This window comes from Wolbachia endosymbiont of Brugia pahangi (assembly GCF_012030695.1).
Lineage (GTDB): Bacteria > Pseudomonadota > Alphaproteobacteria > Rickettsiales > Anaplasmataceae > Wolbachia.
This window is the reverse complement of the sequence record NZ_CP050521.1, coordinates 876,875-898,615: the sequence shown is the minus strand read 5'-3', so window position 1 is coordinate 898,615 and position 21,741 is coordinate 876,875. Positions and strand designations below refer to the sequence as shown.

General features: G+C 34.3%; 20 protein-coding genes and 1 pseudogene. 9 read left to right on the top strand and 12 right to left on the bottom strand.

The genetic code is table 11. The features are described 5' to 3' along the window. Positions 1-70 precede the first annotated feature (70 nt). Positions 71-619, top strand: coding sequence for a WBM0748 family T4SS-associated protein (locus WBP_RS04450; RefSeq protein ID WP_246165929.1), 549 nt, complete (start codon positions 71-73; stop codon positions 617-619). Here WBP_RS04450 and WBP_RS06340 read toward each other — a convergent pair. Then, complete coding sequence (locus WBP_RS06340) at positions 569-688, bottom strand: SH3 domain-containing protein (protein WP_369799965.1); 120 nt, start codon at positions 686-688, stop codon at positions 569-571. The genes WBP_RS04450 and WBP_RS06340 overlap by 51 nt on opposite strands. Before the next feature lie 220 nt (positions 689-908). Between WBP_RS06340 and WBP_RS04440 the strand changes: the two genes are divergently transcribed. Then, positions 909-2,180, top strand: coding sequence for a pyruvate dehydrogenase complex dihydrolipoamide acetyltransferase (locus tag WBP_RS04440; protein ID WP_167896184.1), 1,272 nt, complete (start codon positions 909-911; stop codon positions 2,178-2,180). 504 nt (positions 2,181-2,684) lie between these two features. Beyond that, a complete protein-coding gene (locus WBP_RS04430) occupies positions 2,685-2,849 on the top strand; it encodes a hypothetical protein (RefSeq protein WP_158676310.1) in 165 nt (54 codons plus the stop codon). A 1,298-nt stretch (positions 2,850-4,147) separates the two neighbouring features. Here WBP_RS04430 and recR read toward each other — a convergent pair. Continuing rightward, a complete protein-coding gene (recR, locus tag WBP_RS04420) occupies positions 4,148-4,747 on the bottom strand; it encodes a recombination mediator RecR (RefSeq protein WP_179958991.1) in 600 nt (199 codons plus the stop codon). A gap of 576 nt (positions 4,748-5,323) precedes the next feature. Further along, positions 5,324-7,702, bottom strand: coding sequence for a replication restart helicase PriA (gene priA / locus WBP_RS04415; RefSeq protein ID WP_167896182.1), 2,379 nt, complete (start codon positions 7,700-7,702; stop codon positions 5,324-5,326). A gap of 183 nt (positions 7,703-7,885) precedes the next feature. Between priA and WBP_RS04410 the strand changes: the two genes are divergently transcribed. Further along, the gene (locus WBP_RS04410) at positions 7,886-8,050 is read left to right on the top strand and encodes a hypothetical protein (RefSeq protein WP_158676309.1); all 165 of its coding nucleotides are present in this window, start codon (positions 7,886-7,888) and stop codon (positions 8,048-8,050) included. A gap of 242 nt (positions 8,051-8,292) precedes the next feature. Next, a complete protein-coding gene (locus WBP_RS04405; RefSeq protein WP_167896181.1) occupies positions 8,293-8,454 on the top strand; it encodes a hypothetical protein in 162 nt (53 codons plus the stop codon). A gap of 493 nt (positions 8,455-8,947) precedes the next feature. Here the strand turns inward: WBP_RS04405 and WBP_RS04400 are convergent, their stop codons facing one another. Next, positions 8,948-9,232 (bottom strand): hypothetical protein, encoded by a 285-nt coding sequence (locus WBP_RS04400; protein ID WP_167896180.1) that lies wholly within the window; start codon positions 9,230-9,232, stop codon positions 8,948-8,950. Between the two features lie 498 nt (positions 9,233-9,730). Then, the gene (locus tag WBP_RS04395) at positions 9,731-9,934 is read right to left on the bottom strand and encodes a hypothetical protein (RefSeq protein ID WP_167896179.1); all 204 of its coding nucleotides are present in this window, start codon (positions 9,932-9,934) and stop codon (positions 9,731-9,733) included. A 5-nt stretch (positions 9,935-9,939) separates the two neighbouring features. Here WBP_RS04395 and WBP_RS06065 point away from each other — a divergent pair, with 5 nt between their 5' ends. Both WBP_RS06065 and WBP_RS04390 read left to right on the top strand, forming a co-directional pair. After that, a complete protein-coding gene (locus tag WBP_RS06065; RefSeq protein ID WP_256366187.1) occupies positions 9,940-10,074 on the top strand; it encodes a hypothetical protein in 135 nt (44 codons plus the stop codon). Positions 10,075-10,563: 489 nt separating this feature from the next. After that, the gene (locus WBP_RS04390) at positions 10,564-12,654 is read left to right on the top strand and encodes a collagenase (RefSeq protein ID WP_167896178.1); all 2,091 of its coding nucleotides are present in this window, start codon (positions 10,564-10,566) and stop codon (positions 12,652-12,654) included. Positions 12,655-12,720: 66 nt separating this feature from the next. Here WBP_RS04390 and thyX read toward each other — a convergent pair whose 3' ends face one another. The 4 genes from thyX to acpP form a co-directional block, all read right to left on the bottom strand. Further along, complete coding sequence (gene thyX, locus WBP_RS04385) at positions 12,721-13,590, bottom strand: FAD-dependent thymidylate synthase (RefSeq protein ID WP_167896177.1); 870 nt, start codon at positions 13,588-13,590, stop codon at positions 12,721-12,723. 9 nt (positions 13,591-13,599) lie between these two features. After that, positions 13,600-14,877, bottom strand: coding sequence for a UDP-N-acetylglucosamine 1-carboxyvinyltransferase (gene murA / locus WBP_RS04380; protein ID WP_167896176.1), 1,278 nt, complete (start codon positions 14,875-14,877; stop codon positions 13,600-13,602). A 97-nt stretch (positions 14,878-14,974) separates the two neighbouring features. Then, a complete protein-coding gene (fabF, locus tag WBP_RS04375) occupies positions 14,975-16,243 on the bottom strand; it encodes a beta-ketoacyl-ACP synthase II (RefSeq protein ID WP_011256936.1) in 1,269 nt (422 codons plus the stop codon). A gap of 6 nt (positions 16,244-16,249) precedes the next feature. After that, positions 16,250-16,516: an acyl carrier protein gene (acpP, locus tag WBP_RS04370; RefSeq protein ID WP_011256935.1), complete on the bottom strand. Its 267-nt coding sequence runs from the start codon at positions 16,514-16,516 to the stop codon at positions 16,250-16,252. A 150-nt stretch (positions 16,517-16,666) separates the two neighbouring features. Between acpP and WBP_RS04365 the strand changes: the two genes are divergently transcribed. Together WBP_RS04365 and WBP_RS04360 are read left to right on the top strand one after the other, a co-directional pair. Further along, positions 16,667-17,584 (top strand): polyprenyl synthetase family protein, encoded by a 918-nt coding sequence (locus WBP_RS04365; RefSeq protein WP_167896175.1) that lies wholly within the window; start codon positions 16,667-16,669, stop codon positions 17,582-17,584. Beyond that, positions 17,577-18,515, top strand: a complete 939-nt coding sequence (locus tag WBP_RS04360; protein WP_167896174.1) for an FKBP-type peptidyl-prolyl cis-trans isomerase — start codon at positions 17,577-17,579, stop codon at positions 18,513-18,515. The genes WBP_RS04365 and WBP_RS04360 overlap by 8 nt, the downstream gene beginning before the upstream one ends. 810 nt (positions 18,516-19,325) lie before the next feature. Here the strand turns inward: WBP_RS04360 and WBP_RS04355 are convergent. The 3 genes and pseudogenes from WBP_RS04355 to WBP_RS04345 form a co-directional block, all read right to left on the bottom strand. Next, positions 19,326-20,576: a citrate synthase gene (locus WBP_RS04355; RefSeq protein WP_167896173.1), complete on the bottom strand. Its 1,251-nt coding sequence runs from the start codon at positions 20,574-20,576 to the stop codon at positions 19,326-19,328. 65 nt (positions 20,577-20,641) lie between these two features. Further along, positions 20,642-20,911 carry a 30S ribosomal protein S20 gene (gene rpsT, locus WBP_RS04350; protein ID WP_167896172.1) on the bottom strand — a complete coding sequence of 90 codons (270 nt, stop codon included), beginning with the start codon at positions 20,909-20,911 and terminating at the stop codon, positions 20,642-20,644. 47 nt (positions 20,912-20,958) lie between these two features. Next, positions 20,959-21,688: pseudogene (locus tag WBP_RS04345) on the bottom strand (lysophospholipid acyltransferase family protein). Between the last annotated feature and the right edge of the window lie 53 nt (positions 21,689-21,741).

Below are 21,741 nucleotides of genomic sequence, written 5' to 3'. Positions count from 1 at the left end.
TATAAGCTTGTTGTTTAGGTTTAATTGCTGTTTTTTAACGGAGAGGTGCGGCTATAAGGAGGGGTACTTTATGTCTCTAAAAAGTAAAATTTCTAAGTTAATAGAACAACAACTTAACGTTGAATACCATGATAATTATTTGGCTTACGCCATACATAAGCAGGCTGCAAGTGAGCTATCTGACTCTATTACTCTTTGTATAGTTGGTAGTGGCGATTGCAAGATCAAGTATCAAGGTATTGCAAGTTCATTCAATATAACAAAAAAGGAAATCGACCAAGGTAACATTGCAAGTATAAAAAGTAAAATAAAAAGTGAAGCTGAAAAAGAAGATAGCAGGGTTTCTGGGCTGATTTCTAGGATTGATCAATCACCAAAAGGACAAAGTGAAAGGTCTATTATACAAATTTTAAATTCATCTGCTGAAGAGACGTTAAGAAGTTTCTGTGGGCAATGTAATACTCTGTACAGGAGAGTAACTTTCCGGAGTGTGAAGAACCTTCTACTTCATACAAGGAGCATGCTACAGAAGATTCAGGAACTACTGCCAGTCAAGATCCTTTTTAACCTAATCAATCCCATATATATGCTTTTTTTGTACCCAAGCTTTACTTTTTGAAGAGGATAGCAGGCACCATTCTTTACTGTACTTTTTTATTCTCATTATAACAGACTCATCTGTTTTCATAGTAATCTTACTGCCTGTACTCTGTTTTGATATTCATGAATATTTTCTTTTGTCATCGCATAGCGCTTATCGCTAAGTAGACTAATTTTTGTCCACTCACAGTCTTCATTGATGTCACAGACCTTATGGTAAATTTGTTCATCATAATTTACGATTAGATTGACACAAACACAAGATAAAGAGTAAATTAAAAATTGAATAGATTTTAAACTTATAATAAATGCCTATAGAAATATTAATGCCTGCTCTTTCTCCAACGATGAGTAAAACTGGGGGAAAGATTGTGAAGTGGTGTAAGAAAGAGCAAGATAGAGTTGAAGTAGGTGATGTAATTGCTGAAATAGAGACTGATAAAGCCATAATGGAGTTTGAATCTGTAGATAGAGGGGTTTTAGCGAAAATTTTAGTGTCGGAAGGAACAAGCGGCGTGCCTGTTAATCAGCTGATAGCTCTAATGCTGGAAGAAGGGGAAGACAAAAGTGCGATTGATAACTATGTTTCAGTTCCTGCTGTCAATATTGAGGTTAAGGAGAAAGTTGTAACCACCTCTTCAGTATCATTCAACCCTTCGATGTCATCTCAGTGCTTGACACAGGAATCTAAGAAGGAAGAGGGTACTAAGACAATAGAAAGTAGGATAAAAGTAAGCCCATTAGCTAAAAAAATAGCTCAGAATGAAGGGATCAATGTTAGACGGTTAAAGGGTACTGGGCCATATGGCCGTATTATTAAAGCTGATGTACTGGGGTTTTTAGATAGTGGTGTACAAATTAAAAATCGTGAAAGATCGGATGAAGATACTATACTTGAAGTAAGCAACATGCGCCAAGTGATAGCGCAACGCCTCATTGAGGCTAAACAGAATATTCCACATTTTTACTTAACTGTGGAGTGCCAAGTTGATAAGCTAATATCGCTCAAAAATGAGATTAACTCAGCAGATAAAAACAATAAAGTAACAATTAATGACTTAATTATAAAAGCTGTGGCTTTCAGCATGAAAAAATTTCCTGATATAAATTCTTCGTGGATAGATAATAAAATACTGAGGTATGCAAATATAGATATTTCAATCGCTGTAGCACTTGAAGATGGACTCATTACTCCTATAGTGAAAAATGCTGATGAAAAAGGTATTTTGTCTATATCAAAAGAAGTGAAAGATCTAGTAATCAGAGCGAGGTCTGGAAAATTGGGACCAGAAGAATTTCAAGGAGGCGGATTTACTATCTCCAACTTAGGAATGTTCAGTATAAAAACTTTTAGTGCTATAATCAATCCACCACAGTCTTGTATTATGGCTATTGGTACATCTAAAAAGCAGCCTATTGTTATCGATGAAAAAATAGAGATAGTAGAGATAATAACAGTAACGCTTTCTGTTGACCACAGAGCAGTTGACGGGGTGTTAGGAGCAAAATTTTTAAACGCCTTTAAACATTATATAGAGAATCCTCTGGCAATGCTTATTGAAGCTAGAGTAAATATTTAGTCTATCGGCATTGTTATTATAAAATTAATATCTTTAAGTTTATAATTCTATTGGTTGATAGGCTTAGAGGTAAAAAAATGACTACTACAGTAGAAAAAAATAATCTAAAAGTTTTTCCTAAAAACAAAGGAAAGGTTAACTCAATAAGGTATGATTGCTCCGCAGGTACCGCGCAAGAGCGCCAGAAACTGAGTTATAGTCGTAGAATGAGTTAGAAAAAGTAATAAAACTCGGAAAGATTGCTCCACCTGTTCTCCCAAAATCTTATCAAGCTAGATTTGCTGGAATAAAAGCAATTTTTGAGCAGGATGCTCAGAATAAGAGTTTTAGTAAACAATTTAAACATATAAATGTGTCGTTAAATATTGTTTGTGGCATGTTATTGAAGGGGTGAATGGCTCTACTCCATACTTTGAAACTACAGGGAAGTAGAGTATCGACAACCGCTTTTAGTGACAGCGGTAAAATAGTGGATAGCACAATGTTAGAGGGTTTAGTCCAACAATGCAGCAGGTTATTAAAAATACTAATACTGCTCAGAAATCAAAAAATTCTTCAAGTGCAAATTTAATACCTGTAAAAGAGAAGATTAATTTGTTTAACAATATGAATAAAGAGCAATCTAGTACTACACATAAACAAGAGCTTTTGTCAGAAGTTTCTAAATGAAGGTGACCGTGGTTACTAAATGTTACCCCTGTTTTTGATGCACAAAGGCAGGGGTACTTTCAAAACAGAATGTTCCTTATATTTGCTTCATGAGCTTGTGGCCTCTGAGCCTTTCTCTTTAAAAGCAGCCTTAAAAAAGGTTTTAAGCTTTTCCCATTCTTCCTGGCTATTTATGTAGTTCAACACTGCAGGTCTATATTCATTTTCAATTTTTTCTAATGCCTTCTGATATGAGTAATCCAGTCCCTCATATACGTTGATACCTATTGATTATAGTGTTATCAGAAACGAAAACAAATTTGGGGCGGGCAATTCTTCCTTTATATAGTTTAAAAGACATAGTTTTATTTTTTTTACGCAGTGTTTTATTGTTTCTAACAATAGCGGTAGACTTTCTATATAAAATATAAAATTGTTTATAATTAAACTTTTTAATTTTTCGGTAACTTTATATTTTAAAATAGTTCTTATGTAAAATTTTTATCGGTTGTTTTGATAAGTGTAAAAAGAGATCAATAAAAGATCTCAGATCAAAATTCTACCAAGTATTGTGTTAATAGCCTTATATACATTACTCTTATCTCTACTGACAGAAATAATGAGAACAAGTCCTTCTCTGTGTTAAGCATGTACTTTATAGATTCCAGAAAATCAGCAATACCTTTATGATGGAATATATCAAGGTTGTCCACCATTATGTAGATGTTTTTGTCTTTCCTAATTCTATTAACTACTCTTACTAATTGTGTTTTAAATCCTTAATGTTTCTTCTCTTCTCTCTGAAGAGAACTCAACTCTCTCAGTATAGAGCTAATGTCTTTTCTATCGGCCCCTTTTGTAGGGTCAAGCAATATGGAAAGCATAGCAAGTGGAGATTTACTGATTAGCTTTTCTAGTGTGTTTAAAGAAAATAGCCCTTGTTTTATGTTCTTGAAATGTTATATAACACTTCTTTTTACTTCATATGGCGCGAATAAGTCTTCGAATAGAAGATTTAAAAAAGAAGGCAGTGATTAGTCCAATGCATTGGTGTTCCATGCGCTACAATAAGCTGCAATTTCATTTTGTTGCTTTAACTCTTTTACCCACTCTTTCAAAAAAATGTCTTGCCCCATCTGCATATCCTTCTAAAGATATTATTGTAAAAAACTGGCCAGTTGTTTTTATTATAGTGTTGAATTTACCTGAAAAGTGCTTATAGTTTAGGTGGTCATTTTCCCAATCCACCACCTTGAGTGGTAGGCCTGTTTCTTTTCTTCTGAAGGTTATTAGCGATATAAGTTTTTTAAGTACATGTCCTATTTTATATTCGACTCATATTCTTGTCTTGAAGTAAGTGCTGCTTTTAACGTTCCTTCATCTAGGTAATCAATTTCGCCACCCATTGGTATACCACAAGCAAGGCGTGATACTTTCACATCTAAATTTTTTAGCGATTCAATTATATACTGTACGGTAACTTGGCCCTCCAATGTTGGATTAATTGCAATAATGACCTCTTCAATTTTAAACTCTGTGACTCTTTTAGAAATATTATCAAGGTTGAGTTTTTCTGGACCTATGCCATTTATTGCTGATAATCTACCGCCCAAAACATGGTACATACCTGAATATATACTTCCTTTTTCAAATGCCCATAAGTCGCCTAATTCTTCTACTACGCACATTAGCTTAGTGTCACGCTTTGGGTTGGTACAAATAGAACAAGGTGATTGAGTATCTAGATTTCCGCAAACCTTACACTCTATTATAAGATCTGCCAGCTCTTTAATCGAAGATGCAAGAGGTAGCATGACTTTCTCCTTGTTTTGGAGTAAGTGTATAACTAACCTTCTTGATGATGATGGCCCTAGACTTGGCAATTTGGAAAAAGCATGAACTAAATTCTTTATGTTAATGTTCATTCAATAAGTTTAGTATAGTTCGTAAATGGTAACATCAAACCCTTTATAGAGAAAGTAGTAAATCTCTCTTGATCTTACTTTGGTTAACTATAAAAAAAATTTTTTACTCCAACGGAGAAAATTACTTCTGCATATTTAAAGCCTCATTATAATGATAATAAGGGTATTTCTGACTCACAACTTATTTTTGATCTGCGTGAGTTCAGTGACGAAGTTCAGTAAAAGACTTAAGGTATTTTTTGGCGAATTATATCAAGTTATAGTGTCTGCATGTCTTTTGAATTTTTTCTGCATTCAGCCGAATTGCGCTTAGACTAAGCGTCAGCAAATTATTACAGCGCCAATTTAAATTATTACAGGGTCAAAACCAGCACCACGTGGTTTTTTTGCCTTTTGGTAAATTTCTTAATATTTGTAACTGAAGTGTTTACTGACAACCACCGTTCTGCTACACATTAGCGGCCGAGATGCTGTTCAGTCTTTTAACTTACAATACCGTGAATGAACCGCAGTATGATGTAGGAAGACCTTGCTTGGGTTAGCTATAGGTAATCTAGTTTTAAGTGATCATTAAAAAAAACTTATAGGATCAACATCTATTGTTACTATAATATTCGGACTTAAGTTACAATTTTTAATCCAATATTTCAGCTTTTTTTGTACGGATAGACTATGTTTATTATATATTTTTAGCAATACCCTATACCGATACTTATTATTTAAGAAACTTATTGCTGCCGGTGATGGACCAAGAATTTCAAATTCTTTTTTTCTAGATTTTAGGGTCAAGCACTGGAATGACAAAGAAGAAGAGGACGGGAGCTTTTTGCTTAAACATTGATTATGCAAGAAGCTCGCTATCTCATTTGCTGCTTTTTGTGTTGCAATCTGATTCTTACCGCAAATTATAAGTGCGATTAGTCTACTAAATGGAGGCATTTTAGCTTTGTACCTTGACTCAAGTTCGATTTCGTAAAATGAGTCCCTTTTTTGATGCTGCAATGCTTTTATTACTGAACTTTCAGGATGATTGGTTTGCACTATTACCATTCCTTTTTCATTAAACCTTCCAGACCTTCCTGCAACTTGATGTAATAACTGATACGTCTTTTCTGCTGCTCTTAGATCAGCATTTTCAAGACTCAAATCTGCATTTATCACACCAACCAAAGTTAATTTAGGGAAGTTGTGCCCTTTAGCAATTATCTGCGTGCCAATTATAATGTTTAACTCTTCCTTCAACACTAAGTCAATAACGTTACTAACCGACTTCTGATCGCTACTTATAATCGCAGTTTTTGCGTTTGGTATTAACTTGACTGTTTCTTCAAGTAACCTTTCAATTCCTATGCCATAAAGAAACAATGACTGTTTACTTTGGCAATTAGAACATTTCTCTGGAAGTTTTAATTGGTAAGAACAATGATGACACAAAAGAGCATTTTTTTTCTTGTGGTATACGAGCCAAACAGCGCAGTTCGAGCAGGGAATTTTATATCCACACTTTTTACAAACTGCAAGTTGTGCATACCCTCTGCGGTTTAAAAAAAGCATAACCTGCTGTTTTTTCTCTATGGTCTGTTTTATTCCTTCAAAAAGCTCATTGGAAATCCATTGCTTATTGTTTCTTGTATCCACTACTTTAATGAGTGGCAATTCTGCGCCACCGAATCGCTTAGCTAGCTTTACATAGTTGTAATTTCCATTTTTAACATGATAAATAGTTTCAAGTAATGGAGTTGCTGAAGATAAAATTATTGGAATGTTTTCGATTTTGGCCAAGATTATTGCCATATCCCGGGCATTATATATAGTTCCCTGCTCTTGTTTGAAAGATGAATCATGCTCTTCATCAACGATGATCAATTTTAGGTTTTTATAGGGCAAAAAAAGTGCTGATCGTGCACCAATAATTATCTGCGCATTTCCATTTGCTGTATTGAGCCAATTGTTTCTGCGAGTTTTTAAAGTGAGTCCTGAGTGCCATTCAGCTAAGTTTCTTGATGTTTGACTACGAATACGATTTACCAATTGTGAAGTTAAAACAATTTCAGGTAGGAGGATTAAAACTTGTATACTACCTTTGTTTGATGCCGTTTCGACATATTTTGGTGTCATTCCAGCACTTGGCGAAGACAATGTGTTGAATATTATAGTGGGTTTTGCCTTAAACATAAAGATGTCATGTAAGTAGCTAACACTGGAATCCAGAAATTTTGTTTGTAAACTAGGTATGGGAGTGGCTGCTCTTACGTTAAAATGAACGTTTTTGATGAGATTGCGTGGAAAGCTGGATCCCAATATTAGAGTACTGGGATGATACCCTACTGGTGGACCCAAATTGCAATGTTTGTACAGTTGTGTATCTGGGCACTGAAATGATAAAGTCCGAGCAGCATTTGGAGCGGCAGGTGTACTGCTATAGTTCTTAATCAATTGTGCAATTACAGAGAGATAAACTTCCGTTTTTCCAGATCCTGTCTCACCGTCAAGCAAAGTCACTGAATACTCATTCAAATTGCTTATTATTTTATTGCTGGCTATCTGCTGTTCGGGGTTTAGTTGGTAATTTATCTCACTTACTTCCTGCTCTTGTTCAACATGAACTAGCTTATCTAGGTGATTTACTTTTAACACTCCTCCCATTATTACTTTTGCAAGCATACCAATAGGTATTACATTGTACTGTGCAACCCACTCTGCAAATGCAATTAATTTTAGTCTAATATTTGGTAGATTGATCTTTTGCTCAATGAATTTTAATTCTTGATCGTTCTTGTTACTATACTTCCAAACTATTCCGATCAAGCGTTTTTTGCCAAATGGCACCACCACATAATCTCCAACTGAAACGTCAGTGTTTTCCTTAACTGCATATGAAAACAATTGGTCAATTGGGAGTGGTAGTAGTACATTAACTGTTCTTGCCATAGCAATTGAGTTTAGCATTGTTTTAAGAGTTTTGAGTTGATTTTTGTGGATTGGTTTGTTAAACTAGTATATATAAGTTTATTTAGCTAAGATGGTAAATATGCAAGGGTCTCATGTACAGAAACTAATAGGATTTTCTGAACTTCATAAGAACTTTATGAAGAACAGAAGACCAATCTAATTGGAAAGCAGTTGTTTAAAATGAATGAGAATTTTAAAAGAAAATACCTTATTGATAAGAGAACTTTTGCTGCTCATGGTACCAATGCTTGGACGCTTTTTTCAGCACTTGCTTTTACAAATGACCAATTGTTACCGAAAAATGAAATGAAAATAAGGGGAATACCTGTTGTTGAAGGTGGTTAACATTTGAGAAAGCTAGAAACAAAGCTTATGAACATGCCTTTTGCCCAAATACAGTAAGTCAAAATGCAGTATCGGCTGTTGAACTGCATAGTAGGAGTTCATATTTGCTTGATGCATCTCGATATGTGGAAATGGTGACAAAATGTTATAATTGTAATCACGGTAACTTTAGTAAAAGGTATCTCAATAAGTATCAGAAAAGAAGCTTAGATAACATGTAGAAAGGGCAACAGTACTTTTAAATGATAAGGATGTGCGAGAAGCATATAAAGGTTATCTACTGTTCCATAGTTATCCTAGGCAATAGAATTGGAAGAACAACAATAGGTTCTGTTATAGATAATGAATACGGACGTGAGAGATTTAATATTAGAGTCATAGTAGTAGATGAAAGAGTATATTAGAAGTTTAGTTAGCAGTACCGATCCCGCGATAGCTAAAAGTATAATGTATCTCACTAATGAAAAGGTTAATAGTTTCGAGAAAACAAAAAACTACAATAAGAATTGTGGATATGTATAGTCCAGGTAGTAGAACAGCACATTGTATGTATAAAAACAGCTTTGTGAACGATTTTTTGAGTAGGTATTTAAAGATAGATTAGCCTTCAGTTTTTCTGATCAGTTTAATATTTATAAAATAGAAAAGAAAGAGCTGGTAAAAAGAACGATAAAAGGTAAACCTGAAGTATCTACTGCTACTATAACTTACTATCAAGATCCAGATCCAACTTTGGAAACAACAATTGATAATGTAGGTTATAGTGTAGTGTTTAAGAGTCATTTCAATCAAAAATAGATAAAAATGTAAATAATGATGAACAAATTTTGGAACAATCGATTACAAGTAAGACTCCTATATAACAGGAATAATCAATAGATAGTGATTCACAAATGTTCACAGGTAGTACAACTCCATTTCAAAAAACGTCTGCAAGTGATGAAAGTAATAATAATTTGCACAGAAAATAAAGCACCTAGCAACTGTCTTATAGTACACAAGCATAATTTCTTCACAAAAACAACAACCTTCTGGAACTTTTTCGGGGGGATGGACAATAGGCTTAGCATTATTGTTTGGTGCTATAGGAGCTACGCTAGTTGCAATAGGGATTATGCCTAAAATTGCCGCTATCGGAATGATTGCAACTGCTGTGCTGTTATCAGGAGTTGCAGGTAACATTAGGTGGTGTGTAGGATACCTACAAACAAGCAGTAAACAAATATTGTAGTGGAGCTGCTGTACAAGTTGTATAACGACCGTTAATATCGTTCACATAGCAACCTAAACATGTTTTTTCTGGATTTTAGTGTTATGCGCTGAAATCACAAATTGTAGTTGCCTTGTCTGGATATAGAAAAAATCTTAATGTTTAACATATTTTTTGTAGTACACACCTTATAATTGATAAATAAGGTAGTTGATAAATTTATACGATTTGTGAAGATTACTGATGATTAACGGTACAATTACTTTGAACTTTCAAGTAGAAAAAGGCGAACTTAAGACCGGTATTATTTTTCTGTGCGTGTAAAGCTTACAAATGAGAATAAAAATCTTTTACGTGAAAAGCTTGGCAATACAGTTCAATTTGATAATCTAGATGACTACTTAGATCTTAATTATGAAAATTTTTATATCTACTATAGTAGATATAGTGGACACAGTGGTGGAAGTGAGCTATGCATCAGAGGTGATATGATAGATATTTAGTTTCCAATCTTCCACTCGATCATAACGGATTTTCAATAGAACTATCATCTGATGGAACGCCAATTGTAGATTATGGATTTTACCCTCTGGCTGTAATCTACAATCCCAATCATCAATATAAGACAAAGGAAAAAGCATGTAATGATCAGGGCGAATTGTCACCCATTGCATCAAGTGTGCTAGATAACTTTCTAAGCAATGCAAATGGCTTAACCATACAAGATATATTTTTGCAGATACAAAATGAAAATGCTAAGAAAGAAGGTGAATTTGGTAAGAGAGAAAAACAAGCGGAAGAAGAGTTAGATTGAAAGAATGAGGAAGTAAAAGGGTTTATAGAAAGAGGTGTATTACCTTATTTAAAGTGGTAAAAAGTTATGATATAGTTGATGGACGTTCAGCAGTAATTTTACAACGTGGCGGAGGGAAGTCATTCTTGATTCGAGTAAATACTATATAGTGGAATATCAACACATGAAAGATTGGAAGGCGATAAATATTTTAATTTCGTTAGTCCTGGTAGTAATATGCTGGTTGATTTGAAAACTTGTTTTTTGTGCTTAACAAGAGTTCTTACCCTGAACTTAAAATTGGTTTCTACCAATATCTGAATTTAATTCTGACAGTTATGCTAAATATTTTAACACTAAGAATCAGCTTTTTAGTGTTGATCAATTGTCTATAGAGTTATCTAATTGTGCAAAAGGAAATGGTAATAAGTGAGTCAATCAAGAATTGAACCCATAATTAATAGATCTTTTTTAAAGCTTATTTATAGTAAAAGTTTTTAAGAGGTAAATATGGCATTCAAAACAAATTTTGGGCATGATAAATCACAAATGCTGATTGAAAAACTGTTTCCAAATAAAGAGGATGTAGTGATAAGCAATGAGCTTATAGTAGAAGTGAGATATGGTGGACTAATAAGCTATACGCCTGATTATATAAAGCAAATTGTAAAAGATACTTATGAGGCTTGGTCTGAGAATTTCTATTCACAGAAAAACTATAATAGCGGCCCAGTGAAATTGCAACTTTATGTGCTGAAAAGTTATGACGATTATAAAGCTTACATAAAGGAGCTTTCAGGTGGCAAAGACCATAATGAACTATGGGGTGGTGGAACGGTAAGGGTACATGAAGCTGACGGTACAATAGCAAAGACTTTCATTATTGGAGATGTAAATGGTTTATTTTGTGCGAAGTCTAAAATTTTAATGGAAAAGATGAGTGATGCATTTCTTGAGTACGCTACTGGCAATTTGAATGAAGTACCTGAAGTCTTACGTACTGGTGTGAAGCTTTTTATGTGGAGTTATGATGCAGCTAAGAAGAAGAGTACTCATGATATGCACTATATAAAAGAGACATACGATGAGATGCAAGAATCGGGATACAACACACCTTATAAAATAGCTAATATGGCTAATGATTATAGAATGGCAGATTGCTTAGTAACGTTCTTGCAAGAAAAACATCCTCAATTCATAAAACAACTGCTTACTGAAATATCTTCTGGTAAAGAACAAGCAGTGTTGAGGTTCAAGCAGCTTTTAAATAATTCAGGAATTGAGAGAGAATTTAAGCAGTGGATGGATGTAGGAAGTGGTAATAAAGTTGCCGCAGATCTTGTACCAGACAGTGAAGTTATTACCCTCAGTGAACATAAGCTTCAAATAAACATAAAGTATGATAATAAAGAATTAAATCAGGACAAGCTGAGTAATATAAAAGACACTATCAAGGGTGCCATAAGAGATTTTGACTCAGCATTTGGCATTAATAATTCTCAGCCTTGGCACAATATACCAAGTAAGGTCAACATTTTCGTATTTAATACAAGGAGCAACTATGAAGATTACCTTAAGGAGTTGAACATTGATGCTAAAGATCACTCTGGTTTAACACTCCAAGGTCGCGGTTCGGAAATTCATGTTTATTTTTACTTACAGGATCAATTTGATTACTCATGTAAAACTTTAAAGCACGAGTTGGGGCACGCTTTGACTATTATTAATTCTTATTATGGTACGGGCGATGTTTTGTCTAAAGCTATGCATGAAGGAGTTGCTAACTATATGGCAAGCGTGGAAAACGGTAAGCACGTCAATGATCGTGAGGATATCGAAGCTCTTTCTACGATACAACGCAAGTTTCTAAAACCTGACGAGATATTACGTAATAATAACCAAGGAGATTATTACTATTCAAAAGCAGAGCAGGTAATAAAATTTCTTGAGCATAAACATCCAGATCTCCTTGATAGTTTTTTGAAAAGCCTTTCTATGCACAGTACAAATAGACCTCAAGATAATAAATTATTTGAGGATTTTCTAACTAAGCTGAAGGGCTATAATCAGGAGTTTAAAGATTGGATCAAGATTCAGTTAAACGGCGAAGGGCATTTAAGGCATGAAAATGAATCAGATATGCAAGCGAGTCAGACTGAACAACCTGCTAATGAGGAAAGAAATAGGGATAAAAGATCGCTAGAAGAAGATGATAAAAATAAACAAGAAGAAGCCGTCATAGCAAGCGTTATAGACAGTATGGAGGATAATGAAGTAGATTATCTACAACACCCCTTGAAAATAAAGACAGGTGAATTTATTGGAACTGGTAAATATAAGGCGGTGCTACAGGTTCAAGATCAAGATATAGATAATTTTTATCAAAACTTAAGTAGTCAGTATACTACTGGAAAATACAATTATGATCAAATGATAGCTCTGTATAATAAAATTTATATACAAGATTCTAAGCTTGATGGAAAGCCAATTACTCTTTCTGAAGCTTATGTCGCAAATAATCATCTGTTTATCAAAGATCAGGATTTTGGAACTATAAGTGATTTCAATGAAATGTTCTACAAAAGTGATGAGTTAATGTGATGTAAAGGGTAAGATGTGATCTGGTGGACGAAAATTAACTAACAGAAAAAATTAGTGCACATGCTTTTATCTTTCAGGTTGTTTATCAAGTATAAACATCAGCTCTTCCCATTCTCTTTTACCAATATTGCTTTCTTCTCTAGTAACATTTTCTCCTCTAATTAATTTGCGAATTATCCCAAGGCCAGTTCTTGAAATGCAGGCTGATTCTAAACAGTATTCAACAAAGGCGCTGTGGACTAGTGGTACCCACTTCTTTACTATATCCAACATAACTTCTGCATAGACTCTAATTTCATGTTGGGCACGCTTATCAGCTCTAAGCTTTAAAAAATGAAGAAGGTTATGTAGATCTACCTTCCAATAAAATTGCGTGTAATAATTAAGTGTTAAGTTAGTCCTAGCAATTTCTCTTGTAAGCCCTTGTTCAATAAATTTGTTGTAATGAGAATACACCAAATTAGAGTCATTTATTAGAGAATCTATTATTTCCTTTGAGATATCCAAGTCAAAGGCTTCACCACTACCTTGTTTATTATTATCGGATTGTTTTGCAACTTGCTCTGGTTCTGGTATATAGAATTCATGATCAAGGATTGAATACCTTGCAGAATATTCATTTACGTTTGCAGTTCTATGCCTTATCCATTGTCTTGCAACAAAAATTGGAAGTTTCACATGAAACTTAATTTCACACATTTCAAATGGAGTTGTATGATGATATCTCATTAAATACTTTATAAGTACTTCGTCTTGATTTATCTGTTTTGTTCCTTTGCCATAAGAAACACGAGCAGCTTGTACTATGGCGCTATCAGAGCCCATATAATCCACTACTCGAATAAACCCATGATCTAGTACCCTGTGTTCCTCATATAGAATTTCATCTATCTCTTTTACTGTGATTCTCTTGGTTGAATAACGTTCTTCATTCATAAAATATCCTCAAGGTGAAATAGAGATATCGGCCCCGCATGAATTAAGTTTTTCGTGCATTGCTTCATACCCTCTCCATAAATGATGTGAGTTATTTATTGTGGTTTCTCCACTGGCTACTAAAGAAGCAAGCACTAAAGCTGCAGTTGATCTTAAGTCAGTAGCATATAGATTAGCTCCAGATAAGCTTTTTATTCCATTTATAGCAGCTTTATTTTTCTTAATGCTAATATTAGCACCTAACTTTCTTAATTCATCTACATGTGAAAACCTATTTTCAAAAATGTTTTCTTCAATTACTGATATCCCATCAGCGATGCACATTGCGGACATTAGTTGTGGTTGCATATCACTGGGGAAGTTGGGGTATGGATCTGTTGCAACATTAGTAGACTTAATAGAACCATTTTTTCTGGAAATGACAATGCTTCCGTCGTACAGTTCAACCATAGCTCCTATAGCTTCCAACTCATTTGCAATACATCTGATGTCAGATAGATTGATTCCTTCCAACACCAGCTTACCGTTAGTTATGATAGCAGCTAATGCATACGTACCGGCTTCTATTCGATCTGATATTATTTTGTGGATACACCCATTTAATTTTTTAACTCCTGTTATTATAACCTTCGTATTATTGATTTTAATATCAGCACCTATTTTCTTTAGAAACTCTATTAAATCAAGAATTTCTGGCTCAGTTGCAGCATTATTTATTGTTGTTACTCCTTCTGCAAGTGTTGCTGCCATTATTATATTTTCTGTTGCACCGACGCTTATTTTCTCAAGTGTGATTTTTCTTCCTTGTAGCTTTCCTTTCACTGTTGCAATTATATTATAGCCATCAATTTCAATTTTAGCTCCCATTTCTTCTAACGCTTTGATATGCATATCAACGGGACGCTTTCCGATATTGCATCCACCAGGAAAAGCTGTTCTCGCTTTGCCAAATCTACTAAGCATTGGGCCCAACATTAGAAAAGAAGCTCGTAGTTTGCTTGCAGTTTCATACTGTATCGCGTAATTGTTGATGTTACTGCAATCAGTTTCCAAAGTATGATTTGCTTTGTGATCTTTGTTGTGCATAAAGTTTACTTTTGCTCCAAGACCTTCAAGCAATTCAGACATCAGGTGCACATCAATTAGATCAGGTACATTATGTAGAACTACTGAAGAACTACTCAAGAGGCTAGCTGCCATTATTGGCAAAATAGCATTCTTCGAACCATTAATCTTGATTTGTCCAACCAAGGGTTTATAGTTACTCCTTACTAATATTTTATGCATTCAATAAAACTGGATCTTGCTGAATAAGTATAGTAAATCGACAGTAAAAGACAAATCACGTAATAGTAAAATAACTTATGCTCTACAAGATATGAAATCAACTACACTTTCCAAAAACAAGTGATGCATTAGTACCACCAAAACCAAACGAATTGGAAAGCGCATATTGAATTTCATGCTCTTGAGCTTTAAGCGGTATAAAATTTAAATCACATCCTTCTGAAGGTTTATGTAAATTTAAAGTTGGCGGAACAATTCCATTGTTTAACACAAGAATGCTAAATATTGCTTCAACACTTCCTGCAGCACCAAGTAAATGTCCTATAGAAGATTTAGTTGAAGAAATTGGTATTTTATAGGCATAGTCATCGAATAATTGTTTTATCGCTATTACTTCAATTTTATCTCCAAGAGGTGTTGAAGTTCCATGTGCATTGATATACCCGATTTGATTTGGATTTATTTGTGCACTTTTTAAGGCGAGTTGCATTGCTTTTAATGCACCTCTCCCTTCTAAATGTGGTGCTGTAATATGATATGCATCTCCTGTTAGCCCATATCCAGTGAGTTCTGCATATATTTTTGCACCTCTTTTTTTTGCATGTTCATATTCTTCTAGCACTAATATACCTGCTCCTTCCCCCATGACAAATCCATCGCGTCCTTCATTCCACGGTCTTGAAGCTTCTTTAGGTTTATCGTTAAATTTAGTTGATAATGCCTTCATAGATGCAAAACCTGCAATTCCAACTCTACACAATGCACTTTCTGATCCACCTGCAATCATCACGTCTGCTTCACCAAGTTTTATAGCTCTTGCTGAGTTTATGATTGCGTGTGCACCTGTTGCACATGCAGTTACTGCTGAATCATTTGGACCTGTGAATTCATATTTGATAGAAACATGGCCAGATATTAAATTTATTAAGCTTGCAGGAACAAAAAATGGACTAACACGTCTGGGTCCCTTTTCCTGCATGATAATTACATTTTCCTGAATTGATGGAAGACCACCTATGCCAGAGCCAATGGCCACACCAATACGTTCTCGGTTAATGCTTTGATTTTCCAAAATTAGTGAATCATCTACTGCCTGAATGGCAGCTGCAATACCGTAATGAATAAAGCGATCTGTTCTTTTTAGATCTTTCTCAGAGATGTAATTCAATGGGTTAAAACAATGCTCAATGTTGTCATGTTGTAAAGGGACTTGCCCTGCAACTTTGCAGCTAAGGTCAGAAGCATCGAATCTGCTGATTTTCTTTATACCAGACTTACCATTTATTAACTTAAGCCAAGTATTTTCAACATCTGCTGCCAGTGGAGTAATTAAGCCAATACCAGTAACTACTACTCTTCTGCTCATTTAATATCAACTATTGTTTTTTTTGTTACTGACATACTCAACTATTTGTTCCATAGTTTCCATTTTTTGTGCATCCTCATCAGGGATTTCTATTCCAAACTCTTCTTCTGCTGCCATAATTATTTCAACTGCATCTAAACTATCTGCGCCATGTTCTGAAAGCTTTGAGGAGTTGTTAAACTTCTCTACATCCTTGCTAATATGCTCTAATACAATCTTTTTTATCTTTGCTTCTATATCTTCTCTAGTACTCTTTGCTAGTTCACTATTCATTTTTTACCAAAAGATAATTTATTCTTTGATATTATAGAAAATTTTTATGTTTGCAATATCTTTATATGACTGATAAGCTATGACAGTTTCTTACCGCTTCAGCTGAGGTATGCTTTAATATCATACGCTGAGCAATTAACAAGCTCAAAGATGCTAGATAAAACAACAAAAAATTTGCTTATTACAGAAATAAATAAAATTTTACCTGAAGATAGTCAAAATAGGCTTATATCAGCTGTGCGTTATGTACTTCTTGCTCCTGCAAAACACATACGTCCATTTTTAGTTGTAGCTTCGTCACAAGTATTTAATGTTGAGATTGAGAGGGTAATATCGATTGCTATGGCAGTTGAATGTATTCATACCTATTCTTTGATTCATGATGATTTGCCATGTATGGACAATAGCGATACTCGCAGAGGCCAGCTAAGCTGTCATAAAAGATTTGACAAAGCAACAGCAGTACTTGCAGGAGATGCACTGCTTACTTTAGCTTTTGAAATACTATCCTCATTAAATGAGGGTAGCAATAAGCGCTGTGAAATTATAAAAGCGCTCTCTCAAGCAATAGGAGCCAAGGGAATGGTAGGGGGACAGATTTTAGATATTAAAACGGTGCTCCATGTCATCCAGCACCATGACTACTTAGATCCAGAAAGTTCAGTTATAAATGAGCACACCAGACAGCTATGTAATAAGAACAGGACTCTGGGGTCATGTGCTAAGATAACTCCAGATAGTAAAATAAAAGAAATTCACTTGATGAAAACCGCAAAACTATTTGCGGCTTCATGTGAAATAGGTGCTATAATAGGGAGTGCTACAGACAAGCAACGTAGAGCGTTATATAACTATGGAGTGAATCTAGGGCTTATCTTTCAGGCTAAGGATGATATTAGAGACTACAAACAAGATGAAGTGAATAATTTGATGTCTATGCTTAGTAAAAGTGAAATAGAAAACTATATAGATAATCTCTTTAAACAAGCTTTGGATAATCTGGGTGAGCTTTCAGGAGATACTAATTATTTATATAATTTATTGAATCAAGTAAAAAGAGATGGCTAGAAAAATTATACTACAATTGCTTATTTCTATAGTGATAATTTTCACTTTAGCTTCTGTATTTGTGTTTGTTGTTGTTTGTATAAATAAAGGTAAACCAGAGAGGAAGGACAAGCTTTATGAGATAAATGCTGCGCATAGTAGTTGGGTACAGACGATAGCATATTATCTGGTGAAGCCAATACTTGAATCAGCGCTTGATCGCTATATTGAAAAGCATGGGCTGATAGAGTATTTGAAAGAAATAATACAACAAAAAGTAGAAAAAGGTTCAATAAATTTTTATGAAATTATAGAAGGCAGTGGCAGTAGAGCTTTCTGCGGTCAGGAAGTCGTATTACAAATGTATAAAATATCTGATAATTTAGCAACACCGCTGCCACTTCCAAAACAAACTTCTGATGTTACTTTGGTAATAGGTCAAGATAACCAAAGAGAGGTAGGTTTAGGGGTAATAGGTATGAAAGAAGGTGGAGAGCGTGTAGTTACGATAAATAATATTGCTAATAAGAATGAAGTGAATTTTAATTCTTATTATATTAAATTAATCGAAGTAAAAGATAAATATCCTGACTCAGTGAATAGTATGATGATTTTTAACGAATTAATTAACAAGACTGGAAAACAAGTAAAGTGCGGTGACAGGGTATCAGTTAAATATAGCTTAATGGGGCATGATGGTGAATATATAATCAAGAATCAAACAGTGCAATTTAAGGTTGGCAATAAAAAAGTACCTCTTGCTATGGAGCTTGGGGTTATAGGAATGAAAGAGGGTAATAATAGAACTATTATTTCTCCGCCGGAACTTTTGAACGTTACTGATGATATGTTAATTGAAAATATAGATTTTGACGAAGAAAGTGTTTCGATAATTAGCTTAAGCTTGGATGACAAGCAAGAAATAGCAGCACATTACTCTACTGTTGAGTAATAGTTAAGGATATAGCTAAAATTTTAAATTTACTAATACGGCTACACAAGTGTTGTGGTTTGAGTCTACCAGGTGGCTTTCATGCCAATACTTCCTTCTTCTGTCATCCAAGTTTGTGACACTGTGATCCAGGTTTTTTTAGACTCCAGCGTTACGCACTGAAGTGAACCCTACTTTTTTCTGGATCTCAGATTTGAGTGATCTCTCTCTTAAATCGCTTTAGCTGTAAATGTTTAAGGAACTCATCAAGCAGGAAAAAAAGCAAAAGAAACCTTAGTGATATCTCTTGTAGGAACTTGACATTAATGTCTTATATGCTTGGTAAGTAGTCAACCTTGGAATTATAAATATCCATAACGTCACGATAAGGGTAATGCAGAAGTTTTTCAAATAATTTCTTTATAAAAAAAAGAAGGTTAGTTGATTTTTGAACTAATTCTTAAATAAAGAACAATGCAATGTGAGTTGTTTACTGTTCTCTCAAAAACTTGGCGCTTATTACATTACCTAATAAGCGAGATTCAGCTAACGTAGATAAAAATTTATAAAGACATGGAGTGTCTATATAAGAAAAATTAAACATAACACACCTAGTTTAATAATGTGCTTTTGTCACTTAAATAAAGATTAAGGATAAATTTTAGGTCTAAAACATCCCCATATAAGGGTTCTTAAGGCCTGTAAAATGGGCTTTATGTTTATTTACAAACACCGTTTCTGTCATTCTATAGCTACGTTTAATCTACTTTAATTTTATAATTGTGCTTACTTAAAGTTTTTTCTGCTATACCACTACTGCAAATAAAGGCTCTATTTACCAACATAAAGCTGCCTTGGTCTGCAAATCTTAGTTTCTTTATCATTTATCATTTCATACCACTGAGTAACCCAACCAGTAGTCCTTGCAAGCGCAAAAATAGGTGTAAACATACTTGGAGGAATATTGATAGCATTCATTATTATACCTGAATAGAAATCAACATTTGGGTATAACTTACGCACAACAAAATACTCGTCTTTTAAAGCTATTTTTTCAAGTTCTTTTGCAATTTTGAGCAGTTTACTATTTTGTTCTAGTTTGTTTAAAATCTCATCACAAGCATCTTTTAATATGCGTGCGCGTGGATCGTAATTTTTATAAACACGATGTCCAAATCCCATCAGTTTAAACGGGTCTTTATCATCTTTAGCTTTTTCAATAAATTTGTCTACATTTCCGCTTTGTTCTATCTCCTTTAACATATTTATAACTGACTCGTTAGCTCCGCCATGCACAGGTCCCCAGAGTGTAGCAACCCCTGCAGAAAGGCATGCAAATAAATTAGAACCAGCCGATCCTACCACCCTGACAGCTGCTGTTGACGCATTCTGCTCATGGTCAGCATGAAGAGTAAATATTTTGTCCAAGGCCTTTGCAAAAAGGGTGCTTTTATCGTTATCAAGAGCATTACCAAACATCATCCTTAAGAAGCTTTTACTATAGTTCAATTCATTGTCAGTATCTATGAATTCCTGGTCATTGGTATGTCTATAAACCATTGCAATAATTGCAGGAACCTGCGCTATTGCAGAGATTCCAAAATCTAGGTTTTCATTACTGACATTGTTACCATATCTCTCATGGTAAAGTGCTGACAAAGTTGCAAAACACGCAATCAAAATTGACATAGGGTGAGCAGTCTTTGGAAATGCTTTTATTACATTTACAACCTGCTCTGGTACTTTAGATAATTCTTGTATTTTTAGGAAAAATTTTTTGTGTTGCTCTAGATTAGGTAATTTACCATAGAGTAGTAAATAAATTACAGCAGTAAAATCATTGCTTTGTGCTAAATCAGCTATATCATGTCCTCTATATCTAAGAACTCCTTCATCTCCATCAATGAATGTAATTGCGGAAGAACATGAAGCCGTGGAAACAAACCCTGGGTCGTAGGTGAGTAACCCTGTGACCTTATATAAATCTTTAATATTTAATACATCATAACCCATTGTTCCGCTTAATACGGGTAACTCAATTTTTAATCCATTGCTTAGTTCCAATAACGCTTTTTTATTCATCGTTTAAGCTACTTGAGTTTTGTGTGAAGCATACAAATTAAACGGTTAACTTTGCATTAATCACATTAAGCAGTCATCAATGCTTTTACTTTTGCATTCAAGCGACTTATTTTACGTGCAGCAGTATTTTTATGGATAACACCTTTACTAACACACTTGTGTAAATTAGACTCAGCGCTTCGAAACGCTGGAGTGACATTTTCTTTATTGCCAGACTTAATTATATCAACCAATTTTCTAATAGCAGTGCGAGTTTTACTTTTGCGCATTTTATTTATTAAAGTGCGCTTTGCTATTGCCTTTATCATTTTCTTAGCATTCTTATGATTTACCATATACCAATACCTAAAACACTATACTCTTCTTTCATTATAAAATCTTCTTACTGGTTTGCAATACTAGTTTTTCTCTGCAGTTAGTTTGTTACTTCTCTCTTCAATAGTTTTTTCTAAATTTTTCAAGAACTCATTTTTGTTTAACCCATGATATATTGGAGGCAATATCTCTATTACTGCCTTTCCGGGATTCCTTCTCATAGAAAGTATGCTCTTTGGCCAAAACAAACCTGTATTTAAAGCGACTGGTAATACAGGAACAGATAATACACTATACAAAGCAGCAATACCTGGTTGATATTTTGTTTTTTGCTTTGCAGCTGTTCTGGTACCTTCAGGAAATATTATTATACTTCTGTTTTCTGCTATACGCATTCTTGCTAGCTTGATAATATGGCGCATGGCATTGATGCCATTTGAACGGTTAATAAAAATCATTCTAAGCGCTATGAGATGCAAGCCAATGAAAGGAATCCACTTCAGTTCGCGTTTTAAAATAAAAACTGCATTTCTAAATAAAAGTATAAAGATAAATGTTTCAAGTGGAGATTGGTGTTTAGAGGCAATTACAAAGGGATATTTTGGAATATTTTCCATTCCCCTAACTTCGTATTCAATTTCACATAGTAAACGAAGCATAAGCAATACAACCCTTACTGAGCAGGCAAGAAAAATAGTTATCACCCGTGTAGGAAAGAGAATTACAGGAAGAGCAATCAAAGTATAGAGCATTTCCCATAGTATAAGAAAGAAGTTAAACAATAAACTTGAAATCACAAAAGCCTGTTCCCAAATGAACTTTATTTGAATTTAACTTTACTATAAATTAA

Coding starts and splice junctions, on each gene's coding strand:
- WBP_RS04450 (WP_246165929.1), top strand. CDS start 71: ATGTCTCTAAAAAGTAAAATTTCTAAGTTAATAGAACAACAACTTAAC.
- WBP_RS06340 (WP_369799965.1), bottom strand. CDS start 688: ATGAAAACAGATGAGTCTGTTATAATGAGAATAAAAAAGTACAGTAAA.
- WBP_RS04440 (WP_167896184.1), top strand. CDS start 909: ATGCCTATAGAAATATTAATGCCTGCTCTTTCTCCAACGATGAGTAAA.
- WBP_RS04430 (WP_158676310.1), top strand. CDS start 2,685: ATGCAGCAGGTTATTAAAAATACTAATACTGCTCAGAAATCAAAAAAT.
- priA (WP_167896182.1), bottom strand. CDS start 7,702: ATGCTAAACTCAATTGCTATGGCAAGAACAGTTAATGTACTACTACCA.
- WBP_RS04410 (WP_158676309.1), top strand. CDS start 7,886: ATGAATGAGAATTTTAAAAGAAAATACCTTATTGATAAGAGAACTTTT.
- WBP_RS04405 (WP_167896181.1), top strand. CDS start 8,293: ATGATAAGGATGTGCGAGAAGCATATAAAGGTTATCTACTGTTCCATA.
- WBP_RS04400 (WP_167896180.1), bottom strand. CDS start 9,232: ATGTTACCTGCAACTCCTGATAACAGCACAGCAGTTGCAATCATTCCG.
- WBP_RS04395 (WP_167896179.1), bottom strand. CDS start 9,934: ATGCAATGGGTGACAATTCGCCCTGATCATTACATGCTTTTTCCTTTG.
- WBP_RS04390 (WP_167896178.1), top strand. CDS start 10,564: ATGGCATTCAAAACAAATTTTGGGCATGATAAATCACAAATGCTGATT.
- thyX (WP_167896177.1), bottom strand. CDS start 13,590: ATGAATGAAGAACGTTATTCAACCAAGAGAATCACAGTAAAAGAGATA.
- murA (WP_167896176.1), bottom strand. CDS start 14,877: ATGCATAAAATATTAGTAAGGAGTAACTATAAACCCTTGGTTGGACAA.
- fabF (WP_011256936.1), bottom strand. CDS start 16,243: ATGAGCAGAAGAGTAGTAGTTACTGGTATTGGCTTAATTACTCCACTG.
- acpP (WP_011256935.1), bottom strand. CDS start 16,516: ATGAATAGTGAACTAGCAAAGAGTACTAGAGAAGATATAGAAGCAAAG.
- WBP_RS04365 (WP_167896175.1), top strand. CDS start 16,667: ATGCTAGATAAAACAACAAAAAATTTGCTTATTACAGAAATAAATAAA.
- WBP_RS04360 (WP_167896174.1), top strand. CDS start 17,577: ATGGCTAGAAAAATTATACTACAATTGCTTATTTCTATAGTGATAATT.
- WBP_RS04355 (WP_167896173.1), bottom strand. CDS start 20,576: ATGAATAAAAAAGCGTTATTGGAACTAAGCAATGGATTAAAAATTGAG.
- rpsT (WP_167896172.1), bottom strand. CDS start 20,911: ATGGTAAATCATAAGAATGCTAAGAAAATGATAAAGGCAATAGCAAAG.